Source organism: Catenulispora pinistramenti (assembly GCF_018274385.1).
GTDB classification, from domain to species: domain Bacteria; phylum Actinomycetota; class Actinomycetes; order Streptomycetales; family Catenulisporaceae; genus Catenulispora; species Catenulispora pinistramenti.
On record NZ_JAAFYZ010000022.1, the window covers coordinates 24,525 to 38,300 of the forward strand.

At 71.3% G+C, this 13,776-nt stretch carries 12 protein-coding genes; 8 read left to right on the forward strand and 4 right to left on the reverse strand.

Annotated elements, in window-relative coordinates; all coding sequences use genetic code 11:
- Positions 1-10: 10 nt before the first annotated feature.
- Positions 11-1,504, reverse strand: a complete 1,494-nt coding sequence (locus KGQ19_RS09315; protein WP_212008673.1) for a CocE/NonD family hydrolase — start codon at positions 1,502-1,504, stop codon at positions 11-13.
- A 131-nt stretch (positions 1,505-1,635) separates the two neighbouring features.
- On the opposite strand from KGQ19_RS09315, the gene KGQ19_RS09320 reads away from it, so the two are divergent.
- On the forward strand, positions 1,636-2,331 hold the full coding sequence (locus KGQ19_RS09320; protein ID WP_212008674.1) for a TetR/AcrR family transcriptional regulator: 696 nt from the start codon (positions 1,636-1,638) through the stop codon (positions 2,329-2,331).
- Between the two features lie 91 nt (positions 2,332-2,422).
- Positions 2,423-3,304, forward strand: a complete 882-nt coding sequence (locus tag KGQ19_RS09325) for a hypothetical protein (RefSeq protein ID WP_212008675.1) — start codon at positions 2,423-2,425, stop codon at positions 3,302-3,304.
- Positions 3,305-3,339: 35 nt separating this feature from the next.
- On the opposite strand, the gene KGQ19_RS09330 is transcribed toward KGQ19_RS09325, so the two are convergent.
- Positions 3,340-4,317 carry an AraC family transcriptional regulator gene (locus KGQ19_RS09330; protein ID WP_212008676.1) on the reverse strand — a complete coding sequence of 326 codons (978 nt, stop codon included), beginning with the start codon at positions 4,315-4,317 and terminating at the stop codon, positions 3,340-3,342.
- Positions 4,318-4,398: 81 nt separating this feature from the next.
- On the opposite strand from KGQ19_RS09330, the gene KGQ19_RS09335 reads away from it, so the two are divergent.
- The 4 genes from KGQ19_RS09335 (at position 4,399) to KGQ19_RS09350 (ending at position 9,147) form a co-directional block, all read left to right on the forward strand.
- On the forward strand, positions 4,399-5,229 hold the full coding sequence (locus KGQ19_RS09335; protein WP_212008677.1) for an NAD(P)H-binding protein: 831 nt from the start codon (positions 4,399-4,401) through the stop codon (positions 5,227-5,229).
- Positions 5,230-5,357: 128 nt separating this feature from the next.
- Entirely contained in the window at positions 5,358-6,269 is a 912-nt protein-coding gene (locus KGQ19_RS09340) for an aldose 1-epimerase family protein (RefSeq protein ID WP_212008678.1), read from the forward strand.
- Between the two features lie 91 nt (positions 6,270-6,360).
- Positions 6,361-7,905 carry a glucose-6-phosphate dehydrogenase gene (zwf, locus tag KGQ19_RS09345; protein WP_230418395.1) on the forward strand — a complete coding sequence of 515 codons (1,545 nt, stop codon included), beginning with the start codon at positions 6,361-6,363 and terminating at the stop codon, positions 7,903-7,905.
- Positions 7,906-8,013: 108 nt separating this feature from the next.
- A complete protein-coding gene (locus KGQ19_RS09350) occupies positions 8,014-9,147 on the forward strand; it encodes a potassium channel family protein (RefSeq protein ID WP_307856374.1) in 1,134 nt (377 codons plus the stop codon).
- Here the strand turns inward: KGQ19_RS09350 and KGQ19_RS09355 are convergent.
- Positions 9,113-10,636, reverse strand: coding sequence for a sugar porter family MFS transporter (locus tag KGQ19_RS09355; RefSeq protein WP_212008679.1), 1,524 nt, complete (start codon positions 10,634-10,636; stop codon positions 9,113-9,115). The genes KGQ19_RS09350 and KGQ19_RS09355 overlap by 35 nt on opposite strands.
- 183 nt (positions 10,637-10,819) lie before the next feature.
- The gene (locus tag KGQ19_RS09360) at positions 10,820-11,653 is read right to left on the reverse strand and encodes a helix-turn-helix domain-containing protein (RefSeq protein ID WP_307856375.1); all 834 of its coding nucleotides are present in this window, start codon (positions 11,651-11,653) and stop codon (positions 10,820-10,822) included.
- Positions 11,654-11,737: 84 nt separating this feature from the next.
- Here KGQ19_RS09360 and KGQ19_RS09365 point away from each other — a divergent pair, with 84 nt between their 5' ends.
- A complete protein-coding gene (locus KGQ19_RS09365) occupies positions 11,738-12,769 on the forward strand; it encodes a zinc-dependent alcohol dehydrogenase family protein (RefSeq protein WP_212008680.1) in 1,032 nt (343 codons plus the stop codon).
- An 86-nt stretch (positions 12,770-12,855) separates the two neighbouring features.
- Entirely contained in the window at positions 12,856-13,776 is a 921-nt protein-coding gene (locus KGQ19_RS09370) for an RNA polymerase sigma-70 factor (protein WP_212008681.1), read from the forward strand.

Here is a 13,776-nt window from a genome sequence, read left to right on the forward strand (position 1 = left end):
GCCTGCGAGGTCAGACTGCGGGCAGAACGACCGTCGACCCGGACCGGACCTCGATGCGGAAGGCCTGGCGGCCGGCCGCGAAGCGGGGGTACGCGCCGCCGCTGATCTGGACACGTAATCGGTGGCCGGGGAGGAAGCGGTGTGCGGTGGAGGACATCGCGACGGTGATCGTGAGCGGCGGCGGTCCGGTCACCCGGGTGATGCCGTCGCAGACGTTCCAGGAATGACCACGTTCGTCGACGTCGCAGAGCCGGACGAACAGCGTCGCGGCGAGGGGTTCCGCGCCAGGCCCGACCAGGATTTCGGCGGCCACCGCGCCGATCACCTCGGTCGGTTCGGTCAGCGGCGGACCGGTGAATACGAGGACATCGTCACGCTCCTCCAAACTCTTGTTGTTCTGGACTCCTGGCTTCTGCGCCAGGCTGTTGCCGCCGACTGACGGAGTCGGATCGTCAGGGTCGTAGCGGACGACGCCCACAGCGACGTCCGTACGCGGCGGTTCGCGGCTCAGAGCTCCGCCAGGGTGCGGGTACCAGGACAGCGGGATGGCCGCCGGCGGCCAGGCCGACAGGTCGCGCCATCCGGTGGTGCGGCCGACAGCCACGCGTATCTGCCCTTGAGGCGGGGCGGGGCCGATGAGGTGCCCGCGTAACCAGGCCAGCGATTCGGCGAAGATTCTCGCGGCCCCTTTCCGCAACGCCGAGGTGTGCGTCCAGGGCCCGATCAGCAGCGATCGGTGTCCGGCGGGCAGTCGGCCGTACTGCTGGAGCGCCTGGTCCAGAGCCACGTCGGCCCAGCCGCTGATCACCAGCGTCGGGACGGCGAGGCGGTCGGCTGCGTCGAGCAGATCCGTGCCCTGCCAATAGCCGTCGCCGGCGGTGGAGTCGGGGTCGGGGTGGGTCGCGGCACCATGGAATCGGCGCGGGCCGGGAAGCTGTGTCTTGACCATGGTGGTCGCGATCAGGGCGTCGTCGAGGGCGAAGACCCCGCTTCGGTGGAAGAGGCCACGCGGATTGTGCAGCGGCATCTGCATCACCATCGCCTTCAGTTCAGGTGGCGGGGCGGCGGCCAGGGCCCAGTGCGCGTAGGCCACCGCGCTGGGGCCGACCAGCCCGAGCCGGCCGTCGAACCAGGGCCGCCGCCGCAGCCAGGCGACCGTCGAGCGGCCATCGGGCCCGTCATCGCGCCAGGGCTGGAAGACGCCGCCGGATCCGGCTGTGCCGCGAGTGCTCTGTAACAGCACGTGGAAGCCCTGCTCGGCGAAGGCCACGCCGTACAACGCCGCCCATCGGAAGCCACGGCCGTACGGCGAGCGCACGAGCAGGGTCGGGAAGTCCTGCGGCGTCCCCGAATCGGGCAAGTCGGGGAAGTAGTGGTCGGCCAGCAGCTCGACGCCGTCGGCCATCGGTATGCGCAGCCCGGGCTCACAGGACACGGCGTACCGCGGGGCGGGCATCCCGCGCAGGACTCGGCGGGCTATACGGGTGCTGACTGGGAGCTTCATGATGCTGCCTCCTTGGTTGCGGACTTGGTGCCGGAAAGTGATGGATCTTGTGCGGAGAGTAGTTCTCGTATCACGTACGAGAATAGAGCTGTCAAGATTGACTGCGCAACCGATCTCGAGAGGAAGTCGGCGTGGATCCCGAAACGCTGTGGTCAGAGCGTCGAAATCACCTAGGACGGCCCCCGGCGCACACCCGGGAGGCCGTCGTCGCCACCGCGATCGGCGTCGCGGACGCCGAAGGCCTGTCCGGTCTCACCATGCGCGCGGTGGCGACCAGCCTCGGCTCCGGCACGATGTCGCTGTACACGTATGTGTCCGAGCGCGATGCCCTGCTGGAGCTGATGATCGACGCCGTGACCGGGGAGCAGGAACTGCCCACGGCCTCCGGCGACTGGCGTGCCGACCTGGCCGCCTTCGCCCGAGCCCAGCGGACCCTGCTGCGCCGCCACCCCTGGCTTCCGGTGGCGCTGACCGGCCGCCGCACGCTGGGCCCGAACGCCCTCAAAGCGCTGGACCACGGGCTCGCGCTGCTGGAGCCCTCAGGCCTGGCGCCGAGCGAGCGTGCCGAGGCGGTGGCGCTGGTCAGCGGTTTCGTGATCACGTACATCGGCCGCGAGGTGGCGGAGCACCAGGCGCTGGGACGCGCCGGCGACGCACGGCAGTTCAGCGAGTCGAACGCGCGCTACCTGGCTGCCGCAACGGCGTCCGGCGCTTATCCGCACCTCGCGGCGGCGATGGCGGACACGGCGGCGAGCCCCGAGCAGCCGCCGGACCCCGACCAGGCCTTCGAGCGGATGCTGGCGCGGCTGATCAGCGGGTTGGGATAGTGGCCCATCCCGTCGTGCCGAACGAAGCAACCTGTCTGCCAACCGGACGTCACTGTGTTGAGAGCCGAAGTCGTCCTGGAGAGGGAAACTCATGAACGTCAAGGTGCCCGTCGCCCTGGCCATCCTCGCGGTGTCCGCCGTCGGGGTGAGCGCCTGCGCGTCCTCCCCGTCCAAGAGCGCCGCGTCCACGCCGGCCGGCGCCGACACCGGATCGACCTCGGCCACGTCCGACCTCGCCGCGACGACCTCGGCGACCTCGGCAACGTCGTCCTCCTCGTCGTCGGCGGCCTCCAGCACATCGAGCCCGGCCGGCACCCCCGCCACTTCGAGCTCGGCCACCTCGCACGGCCCGGTCCGCACCGACATCCCGGCCGGCGCGATGCTGGCCCAGTCGGATCTGGCCCGTCCCACGCGCGGGATCTGGACGTCCTCCGGCCTCGACCAGAACACCCCCGGCCAGCAGGTCCTCGATCCGGACAACTGCGATCCGATCCTGCGTCCGCAAGCCCCCGACCCGCGGTACCCGCACAACCCCGCCTGGGCGAACATGCGCAGCTCGATGTGGACGGGGGCGAACAACGCGCAGGTCAGCGAGTCGGTGATCACCTACACCTCGGCTGCCGCCGCAGGCCAGGACCTGGCTACGCACAAGAGCTGGATCGCGAACTGCGCGGCCCGATTCCAGTGGACCGACCAACCTTCGAGGGCCGTGATCACGACCGCCGCCCTGGACGGTGTGAGCGACGCCTACGGCATCCGCGTGGTCATGTACCCGCCGGACCAGCCGGCCTCGGTGGCGAAGGTCGAGGCCTACGACTACATGGCGGTGATCCTGCGGGGCAACAGCCTCACCGTCCTGAACGTGTCCGACGGGGCCTCGGACTCCACCAAGGCGCAGGATCCGGGGTCGACCGCCTTCGGGCACGACGTGCAGGCCGCCGCGTCGAAGCTGGCCGCGACCTTCGCGCAGTAGACCTGAGCCGCCGACCAAGCCGATGAATAGAACCGTCAGCGAACCGCCGCCTCGGCGGCGACCGGGTCCTCCTCCCGGCCCCACCGCGAAGGACTCACCCCTTTCGCCCGCTTGAAAGCCACGCTGAACGCGAACGCGTCCTGATACCCGACCGCCCGAGCCGCGGCGGCGACCGTCGTCGCCGCTTCCTCGCGCAGCAGGTCGGCGGCCAGCGTCATCCGCCAGTCGGTCAGATAGGCCATCGGCGGCTGCCCGACCAGCCGGGCGAAGCGGGCGGCGAACGCGGCCCGTGACATCCCCGCCACCTCCGCGAGCTCGGCGACCGTCCAGGGCCGGGCCGGATCGGTGTGCAGCTGGTCGAGGGCGGTGCCGATCGAGGGGTCGGTGAGTGCGGCATACCAGGACGGGTCGGCCGGGCCGATGCTCGCGCACCACGAGCGCAGCGCGAGGACCAGCACCAGATCCAGCGAGCGGTTCAGCACGGCGTCCTGCCCGGGCTCGTCGCGCGCGGCCTCACCGGCCAACAGGTCCAGGGCGGCGCCGGTGCGCGGCCCGGCCGGGATGACGGCCAGCGGCGGGAGCATCGCCAGCAGTCGGCGGCCGGCCTCGCCGCGCAGCTGGAACATGCCACGCAGCACCCTGGTCGCCCCGGGCAGCCCGTCGCCCCAGGTACGCGGAGCCAGGCGCCCCTCCATGACGGCTTGCGCCCGCGAGCCGCCGAGCAGCTGCTTGCGACCGCCGCGGATCAGCACCTGCGGCGGCGTCGCCAGGTCGTCGGAGATCGTGTGCCGCGCGCTGTGGGCGACCAGGGCGATGTCCCCGGCCGCGAGCCGGGTCGGCGGCACCGCGGGCACATCCTCCAGCCGCAGCATCGCCGGGCCGCCGAAGGTGGCGAACACTGTGAGCGCCGGGGGGTCGGCGTACGTCATCGACCACGGCGGCCGTTGGATCAGCTGCCGCACCCGCGCGTCTGTGGCCCCGGCGCGGCGGAGCAGATCGCTGAGCGTGTCCACATCGCCGAGGCTAGACGATCGCAAAGGTTTCGGCGACGTTCTCCCATGGAGAGTCCAGACCCATCACGGTTACCTGGAGAGGTGAAGAACTTCCTGATCCTGGGCGGCACCGGCAAGACCGGCCGCCGCATCGCGTCCCGCCTCACCGCCGCCGGCCACGAGGTCCGCACCGCCAGCCGCACCGGCGGTGACGTCCGGCTCGACCTCGACGACCCCGCCACCCACGCCCCGGCCCTGGCCGGCATCACCGCCGCCTACCTCATCGAACCCGGGAGCGTCGCCGGCGTCACGGACCCGCCCCGGATGGCGGCCCTGGTCGACGCCGCGGTGACGGCGGGGGTCCAACGCCTGGTCCTGCTCTCCGCACCCGGCGCCGACCGGGAGACCCACCCGCTCCACACCACCGAGCAGGCGGTCCGCGGGTCGGGTCTGGAATGGACCGTCCTGCGCCCGGGCTGGTTCGCGCAGAACTTCAGCGAGGACTTCTGGCTCCCGGCGGTCCGCAGCGGGACGCTCGCCTTCCCGGCCGGCGAGGCCCGGCTGCCCTTCATCGACGCCGAGGACATCGCCGACGTCGCCACGGCGGCGCTCACCGCGGACGGCCACCACGGCCAGGTCTATGAGCTCAGGGGTCCGCGATCGATCGGCTTCGGCGAGGCGGCCGACCTGATCGCCAAGGCGTCCGGAAGGCCGCTCCAGTACCTCGCGATCACCCCCGAGGCCTTCCTCGAGCAGCAGCTCTCCCGCGGCGTCCCGCAGCAGGTGGCCGAGCGTATGACCGGCCTGATGACGATTGACAGCACCCGCGGTCCCGACGGCCCGACCGACGGTGTCGAACGCGCGTTGGGACGTGCCCCGCGCCGGTTCGAGGACTTCGTCGTCGCGGCGGCGGCCACCGGCTGCTGGAGCTGAGGGCTGAGCTGAGCGCCGCCGGGGGCGCCGGGGTCGCGGAGGCCGCGGGGTCGCGAGTTTTCACCGGATGGCGGCAGCCCCGCGCCGCCCGGGGCGCGCCGCCGCCGCGCCCCGGTTACTAAGGACCCATGCCCGACTTCCTGACCGGTGAGCAATACGAGATCACCGCCGGCCCCTACCGCGCGGTGATCACGGAAGCAGGAGCGGGGCTCAGAGAGCTGACCCACGACGGCGAACCCCTCGTCCTCACCTACGCCGCCGACGAACCCGCGCCGGCTGCGTTCGGGCAGCTCCTGATCCCCTGGCCGAACCGGGTGGACCGGGGCCGCTACCGCTTCGACGGCCGCGACCACCAGCTCGACCTGTCCGAGCCGGAGCTGGACAACGCCATCCACGGGCTCACACGCTGGTCTCCGTGGTCCCTCGTGGAGCAGAGCCCCGACGCCGTCAGCCTGGCCTACTCGCTGCCCGGCTCGACCGGCTACCCGTTCCGCCTCGGCCTCCAGGCCGAGTACCGCCTGGACGCCGCCGCCGGTCTGACGGTCACGCTCACCGCGACCAACCCCGGCACCCGGGCGCTGCCCTACGCGCACGGCATGCACCCCTACATCACCGTCGGCGAGCCGCTGGACACCTGCACGATCCAGCTCCCGGGCACCCAGTACCAAGCGGTGGACGACCGGATGATCCCGACCGGCGGCCCGAAGGACGTCACCGGCAGCGAGTACGACCTGCGCGCCGGCCGGGTCCTCGGCGACCAGAAGATCGACATCGCCTTCACCGGCCTGGACCGCGGAGCCGACGGCCTGGCCCGGGTCCGCCTGACCGGCAGCCGGCGCAGCACCTCGTTCTGGTCGGACCGGGCCCAGCCCTGGCTGGAGATCTACACCGCCGACAGCGTCCCCGCCGAGAGCCGCCGCCGCGGCCTGGGCTGCGAGCCGATGACCGGCCCGCCGAACGCCCTGGCCAGCGGCGTGGACCTGATCCGTCTGGAACCGGGCGCGCAGTACCGCGGCTCGTGGGGGATCGCAGCCGGCTGATCGGCGCCGACCTCCACAGCCCACCAGCCACCAGTCCAGCCACCAGTCCAGCCGCCAGTCCAGCCGCCGCCACCAGCAAGGGAGCCCGCTCATGCCGTTGTCCCCCGCCGTGACCTCGACCCACAACGCCGACATGGAGGGCGCCGACGTCCTGGTGCTCTACGGCATCACCGGCGACCTGGCCAAGAAGATGCTGCTGCCGGCGCTGTACAAGCTCACCGAGCGCGGCCTGCTCAAGGTCCCGGTGGTCGGCGTGGCCTATTCGGACTTCGATGACGCGGCGCTGCGCACGCACGCCCGCCAATCGGTGATCGACGCCGGCTACGAGCTCGACGAGAAGGTGTTCAAGAAGTTCGCCGCCGACCTGAGCATCGTCACCGGCGACTTCACCGACCCGGCGATCTACGCGAAGGTCGGCAAGGCGATCGCCGGCAAGGGCTTCGCCGCGCACTACCTCGCGATCCCGCCCTCGCTGTTCGACAAGGTCGCCGCCGGGCTGGCCGGGGCCGGGCTGAACAAGAACGCCCGGCTGGTCGTGGAGAAGCCGTTCGGCGACGACCTGGCCTCGGCGCGGCAGCTGGAAGCCGATCTGGAGCAGTACTTCGACCGCGACCACCTGCTGCGCGTCGACCACTTCCTGGGCGACGAGTCCGTCGAGGGCCTGGGCACCTTCCGGTTCGGCAACACCCTGCTGGCGCCGGTGTGGGACCGCTCCTCGATCGACAACGTGCAGATCACCCTGGCCGAGGACTTCGACGTCGCCGACCGCGGCTCCTTCTACGACGCCGTCGGCTGCCTGCGCGACGTGGTCCAGAACCACCTGTTCCAGGTCATGACCCTGCTCGCGATGGACCCGCCGACCATCGCCGACCCGCAGGCACAGGCCCTGGAGAAGTGGCGGCTGCTGCACTCGGTGCGGACCGTCGAGGCGGCGGACGTCGTGCGCGGGCAGTACGAGGGCTACCTCGACGTGCCGGGCGTGAAGAAGGGCTCGCAGACCGAGACCTACATCGCGCTGCGGCTGTGGATCGACAACTGGCGCTGGGCCGGGGTCCCGTTCTACATCCGCAGCGGCAAGGCGCTGGCGGTGACCGCGACCGAGGTGTGCGTGCAGCTGCGGCGGCCGCCGTCCGAGCTGTTCCGGGGCCTGGCCGGCGACGTCCCGCCGAACCTGATCCGGATCCGGCTGGAGCCCGGCGCCGGGATCGCGTTCGAGCTGATGGCCCGGCGCGGCGAGCGCGGCGAGCTGCCGGTGGCGTTCCCGATGGGCATCGACTTCGAGAAGGTGCTCGGCGGGCAGGCCAAGCCCTACGAGAACATCCTCTACGCGGCGATCGTCGGCGACTCCAGCGGCTTCGCGTTCTTCCCGGCCATCGAGGAGAGCTGGCGCATCGTCGGCGACATCCTCAAGAGCACCAAGCCGACCGTCTACAAGGCCGGCAGCTGGGGCCCGGACCAGGCGGCGAAGCTGCCCGGCCCGGACGGCTGGCACAACCCGGCCGAGGAGCTGTTGGACGACTCGCGGGTCCAGGCCGAGGCAGCGGCCGCGCCGAAGCTGTCGGCCTACGACAAGGGCCGGGCCGCGGCGAAGGGACAGACCGTGCCGAAGGGCCGGACCGCGGCGAAGAAGAAGTAGGACAGACCGCGCCGAAGAAGAAGTCGGACCGACCGGGAAAGCGAACCACTGCCAGGGTGCGGTGGTTCGCTCCCTGATGTCCGGCTATCCGCCGATTACACTCGGCACGTGCCGGTCACCCCCGCCGGCGGCGCCGACGGCCGGGTGTGCTCCGTCGACCAAAGCCGCTCCCTGCTGCGGATCCCGCGCCGCGTGCACCCTCCGCTGACCACCATCACCTGGCGGCTGGCGCTGGCCCTGGGGATCGTCGTGCTGGGCGCGGTCGTGGTCTGGTTCGGCCGGGACGGCTACCGCGACTCCACCGGCCGGCCGGTGGGCTGGCTGACCGCGTTCTACTACTCGACCGTCACCCTGACCACCATCGGCTACGGCGACGTGGTCCCGGTCAGCGACACCGCGCGCCTGGTCAACACCCTGGTCATCACCCCGCTGCGGCTCAGCTTCCTGCTGATCCTGGTCGGTACCACGCTGCGGGCGCTCACCGAGCGCACCCGGGCGCAGTGGCGCGAGCAGAAATGGAGGCACAAGGTGCGCGCTCACGCCCTGGTCATCGGCTACGGCACCAAGGGCCGGGCGGCGGTGGACACGCTGCTGTTCCGCGGCTGGCGGCCGCGCGACGTGGTGGTGGTCGACGTGGACCGGGAGGCGGTCCAGGACGCGAACCGGGTCGGACTGGTCGGGGTGGTCGGCGACGGCACCCGCACCGCGGTGCTGGACCGGGCCGAGGTCCGCAAGGCCGCGCAGGTGATGGTGACCACCGGCCGCGACGACACCGCGGTGCTGGCCGTGCTGACCGTGCGCCGGATGCACAAGCGGGTGGCGATCACCGCCTCGGTGAAGCAGACCGAGAACGCCCCGCTGCTGCGCGACAGCGGCGCGGACGTCGTCATCACCTCCTCGGAGGTGGCCGGGCAGCTGGTCGGGACGGCCGCGGTGAACCCGACCGTGGGCATCGTGATGGAGGACATGCTCTCCGGCCTGGACCTGCGGGTGCTGGAGCGCGATCCGGCGCCGGCCGAGATCGGGCTGGTGCCGCAGCAGGTCCGGGAGGCGGTGATGGCCGTGGTCCGGGAGGGCAAACCGGTGCTCTACGACGATCCCGGGCTCGGGGTCATCCGGTCCGGCGACCAACTCGTGGTGCTGCGTTCGACGCCGCCGGAGCCGCCGGCCGAGCTGCACCGGAGGCGGCGGCTCCGGCGGCCGCGGTTCACCGGCGATCCTGGCGACGATCAGCGGGATTGACCGCCGGACCGGCGTCGGCGCGCCCCGCGTCGTAAGCGGACGTCGAAGCGCGTGCTTCGGGCACCGGCTTCATCCCGAACCGCCGGAACAGCGCGGTCTGCACCTCGCCGGTGTCGCGGTTCTTGGTCTCCGGCACGTAGCGCCCGACGAACATCAGCCCGACCACGCACACCCCGGCGAAGATCAGGAACGTCTGGCCCTGGCCGATCCCGTTGGCCACGGTCAGGAAGGACTGGCTGACGATGAAGTTCGACAGCCAGTTCACCGTGGTCGCCGCGCTGGAGCCGTCGGCCTTGGCCCGGGTCGGGAAGATCTCGCCGACCAGCACCCAGAACACCGGCCCGAGGCCGCCGGCGAAGGCCGCGATGTAGGCGACCATGAACAGCAGCGTCAGGTTGGAGTTCCAGTTCCAGATGAAGCTGAAGCCCAGCAGCGCCACGAAGCCGGCCATCCCGGCCAGCGAGATCAGCAGCAGCTGGCGCCGGCCCAGCCGGTCGATGGTGTTGATGGCCACGACCGTCATCACGAAGTTGATGATGCCGATGTAGACCGAGTAGATGATCGAGTTGCTGGCGCTGCGGCCGGTCTGTTCGATGATCGTCGGGGCGTAGTAGATGATCGTGTTGATGCCGCCGAACTGCTGCAGCGCGGCCATCGTCACCCCGACGATCATCGCCGGCCGCACGGCCGGGGTGAGCAGGATCCGCCAGCCCTTCTCGTCCGCGCCGCGCGCCGCCTCCTGCCGCGCGGCCTGCTCGGTGCGCTGCCGGTAGACCTCGATGATCTCGTCGGCCTGTTCGCCGTCGGTGACCTTCAGCAGCCCCTGCCGCAACTGCTCGATCCGGCCCCGGCCGAACAGCCAGGTCGGGGACTCCGGCACCAGGAACCACACGCCCAGGCTCAGCACCAGCGCCGGGATCGCGCCGAAGGCGAACATCGCGCGCCAGTTCCCGCTGTGCGAGAACGCCAGGTCGATCAGGTAGGAGCAGAGGATGCCGACGGTGATCAGCAGCTGGTTCAGGGACAGGATGCGGCCGCGGATGTTCGCCGGGGACATCTCGCCGAGGTAGACCGGGACCTGCGCCGAGGCGCCACCGACGGCCAGGCCCAGGACGAACCGCGCGACGATCAGCGTCCCGTAGTTCTGCGAGACGACCGCGATCAGCGTGCCCACGGCGAACACCAGGCCGAAGAGCGTGACCGTCTTCTTGCGGCCGAGGGAGTCCGAGATCCGGCCGGCGACCAGCGCGCCGATCATCGCGCCGATCAGCAGGACGCTGACCACGCTGCTCTTCTCGGAGTTCGAGAGGTGGAAGTCCTTGGCGATGTAGAGCAGCGCGCCGGACACCACGCCGGTGTCGAAGCCGAACAAGAACCCGCCGACGGCGATGATGATCGCCCATCCCCACACCCGCCGCTCGCCCCGTTTGGGCAGCGTGATGGCGGTGATCGGCCCGGAGGTGCCGGGTTCGCGGGAGAAGCCTTGCATCGGTCGCTCGCATTCTGGCGCGCTCGGGGCGGGGCATTCGGGACACGGTGTTCGCCTCTGCCATCGTGGTCGGGCGCGCGGGCGGCGGCATGTGTGGTGGGCCGAATGGTGCGCCGCCAGGAGGGCGATCCTGGTTCAGAGCTCGGTTCAGAGCCCGGTTCAGAGGCCGGTTCAGAACGCGGTTCAGAGCCCGACGAGCAACCGCGGCTCACCCCGCTCCTGGGCCCGCCGGTCCCGGGCCGCCAGGATCTCGGTGCTCTCGGCGTCCGCCGGAAGGAAGGATTCGAGGACCGACTCCGCGACCGTGACGTCCACCGCCGTCGCGAACGACGTCAGCGCCGTCATCAGCCGCAGTTCGCCCTCGGGCACGGTCAGCCGCATCGGCACCGCGAACCCGAGGTACGCCTGGTCGGCCGGCGCCTCTGGCACGTACCCGGCCAGTTCCTCCACCAGAGCGTCCAGCCCCCGGTCCGGGCTCTGCATCGCCATCAACCGCAGATTGTCGATGACATGCCGGCCCCACTGCGCGAGGTTGGCGACCCGCGGCGCGATCCCGTCGGGGTGCAGCATGACCCGCAGCAGATCGATCGGCGGGGTGAGCAGGTGCGGCGCGCAGTCTTCCAAGAACACGGAGAAGGCGCGGTTGGCGGCGATCACGCGTCCCGGCCGCCGAAGCACCAGCGCCGGATACGGCAGATGTCCCTCGATCACCCGTTCCATCGCCTCGCGGACCGGAGCCAGCGCCGGGGCGTCGTAGCTGGTCTCCTCATATGCCGGCGTGTATCCGGCCGAGAACAGCAGGGCGTTACGTTCCCGCAGCGTGAGCCGCAGCGATTCGGCCAGCCGCAGCACTATCGCCCGCCCCGGATGCGAGCGGCCCTGCTCCATGAAGCTCAGGTGGCGCTGCGTGGTGCCGGCCCGGTTGGCCAGCTCCAGCTGGCTCACCCGGCGCAGTGTCCGCCAACGCCGTAGCTCGGCGCCGAAAATCGGCGAGGTGTCGGAGATCGCGGTGCTCACACCGGAAGTCTTCGCTATTGACCGACGCCGGTCCATTCCCTCCAGGGAATTGGATCACCGCCCGCGCCGCCGCACGCTGAAGCCATGCGTACCTACCGTTTGCCGGGACCCGGCCCGCTCGACGACCTCAAGCTCGCCACCGAAGACATGCCGACCCCCGGCCCCAACCAACTCCTGGTCGCGACCAGGGCCGCGGCGGTCAACCGCCGCGACCTGCTCATCATCACCGGCCGCTATCCGCTTCCGACCCGGGCCGGGGTGATCCCGCTCAGCGACGGCGCCGGCGAGGTCGTCGCGGTCGGGGACGCCGTCCGCCGCTTCGCCGTCGGCGACCGGGTCACCGCTTCGTACTGGCCGCGGTGGATCAGCGGCCGGCTCCGGCCGGAGGTGGTCGACCAGCTCGGCTGCACCGTCGACGGCTGGCTGACCGAGTACGCGCTGCTCGACCAGGCCGCGGCGGTGGCCGTGCCCGAGCACCTGACCTGGGCCGAAGCCGCGGCGCTGCCCTGCGCCGGGGTGTCGGCCTGGAACGCGCTCACCCGGCCCGGGACGCTGACCGCCGGACAGACGGTGCTGGTCCTCGGAACCGGCGACGTCGCCCTGTTCGCGGCCCAGCTCGCCAAGGCGATGGGCTGCCGCGTGATCGCCACGACGTCCAGCGCGGCGAAAGCCGAGCGGCTCAGAGGTATAGGCGTGGACGACGTGGTCGACTACGTCGCGACGCCGGAATGGTCGAAAGAGGTCCGCGCGCTGACCGGTGGCGCGGGCGCTGATCTGGTGGTGGAGACCCAAGGTCCGGCGACCTTCGGCCAGTCGTTGCGAGCAGCGGCCACCTACGCTCAGATCTGCCTGCTCTGGGTCGCGTCCCCGCGGCCGGAAGTCCTGACCATCACCGAGGACGACCTCATGGGCTCGCTGGCCACCATCCGCCGCGAGTTCGTCGGCAATCGGGTGGAGCTGGAAGCGCTGTGCCAGGCGCTCGCGGCGCACCGGATCCGGCCGATCGTGGACCGGGCCTTCGGGTTCGACGACGCGATCGCCGCCTATCGCTCCTACCGTGATGAGGACAGCTTCGGGAAGGTCGTCGTCGAGATCGACTCCACGCAGCCCGCTTGAGTTCCGATGTCACAGGCGGGGAGGCCGTCTCGTCTCGTGCGATGACAGGGCTGTCGAGTGGGCCGGGATCGAGGGAAGGGGCCGGTATGACGCGCGACGAGGAGTTCCAGGACTTGCGACCGCTGCTGTTCTCGATCGCGTACCGGATCCTGGGCAGCGTGGTCGAAGCCGAGGACGCGGTGCAGGACACCTGGCTGCGCTGGCAGGCCACGTCCACGGAGCCGGTCTCGACGAAGTCCTACCCCTCGGCGGTGGTCACGCGGATCTCGATCGACGTGCTGCGCTCGGCACGGGTGCGGCGGGAGGCCTACGTCGGGCCGTGGATGCCCGAGCCGTTGCTGGCCGACCCCTACGAGGACCCCGAGCGCGCGGCCGAACTGGCCGACTCGCTGTCCACGGCCGCGCTGCTCCTGCTGGAACGCCTGTCCCCGCTGGAGCGCGCGGTGTTCGTGCTCCGCGAGGTGTTCGGCTTCGGCTTCCCCGAGGTGGCCTCGGCGGTCGGCCGCTCGGAGGCGGCGTGCCGGCAGCTCGCGGTGCGGGCCCGGCGGCACATGAGCGAGGGCCGGCCGCGCTTCGAGGCCGACCACCGCGAACGCGAGGAACTGGCCGGCCGCTTCTTCGACTCCTTCCGCGAGGGCGACGTCGCGGCCTTGCGCGAACTGCTGGCGGCCGATGTGCACCTGGTCGGCGACAACGGCGGCAAGGCCCCGCTGATCACGCAGGAGGCGTGGGGCGCCGACACGGTCGCTGGACTGATGGTGCAGGTGCTGGAGCGCTTTGACCGGATCGGCGTCAGCCTGGAGCCGCGCACCCTCAACGGGCAGCCCGGCGCCATCTGCCACGCGCCGGACGGGAAGGTGCTCAGCGTGCTGACACTGGACGTCGCCGAGGGCCGGATCCAGGCCATCCACGCGCTGGTCAACCCGGACAAGCTCGCGCACGTGGGCCCGGTCGCCGATATCTGGGCACTGAGCCGGGCGGCGGAGCAGGGGACTCCGGGGGAGTAG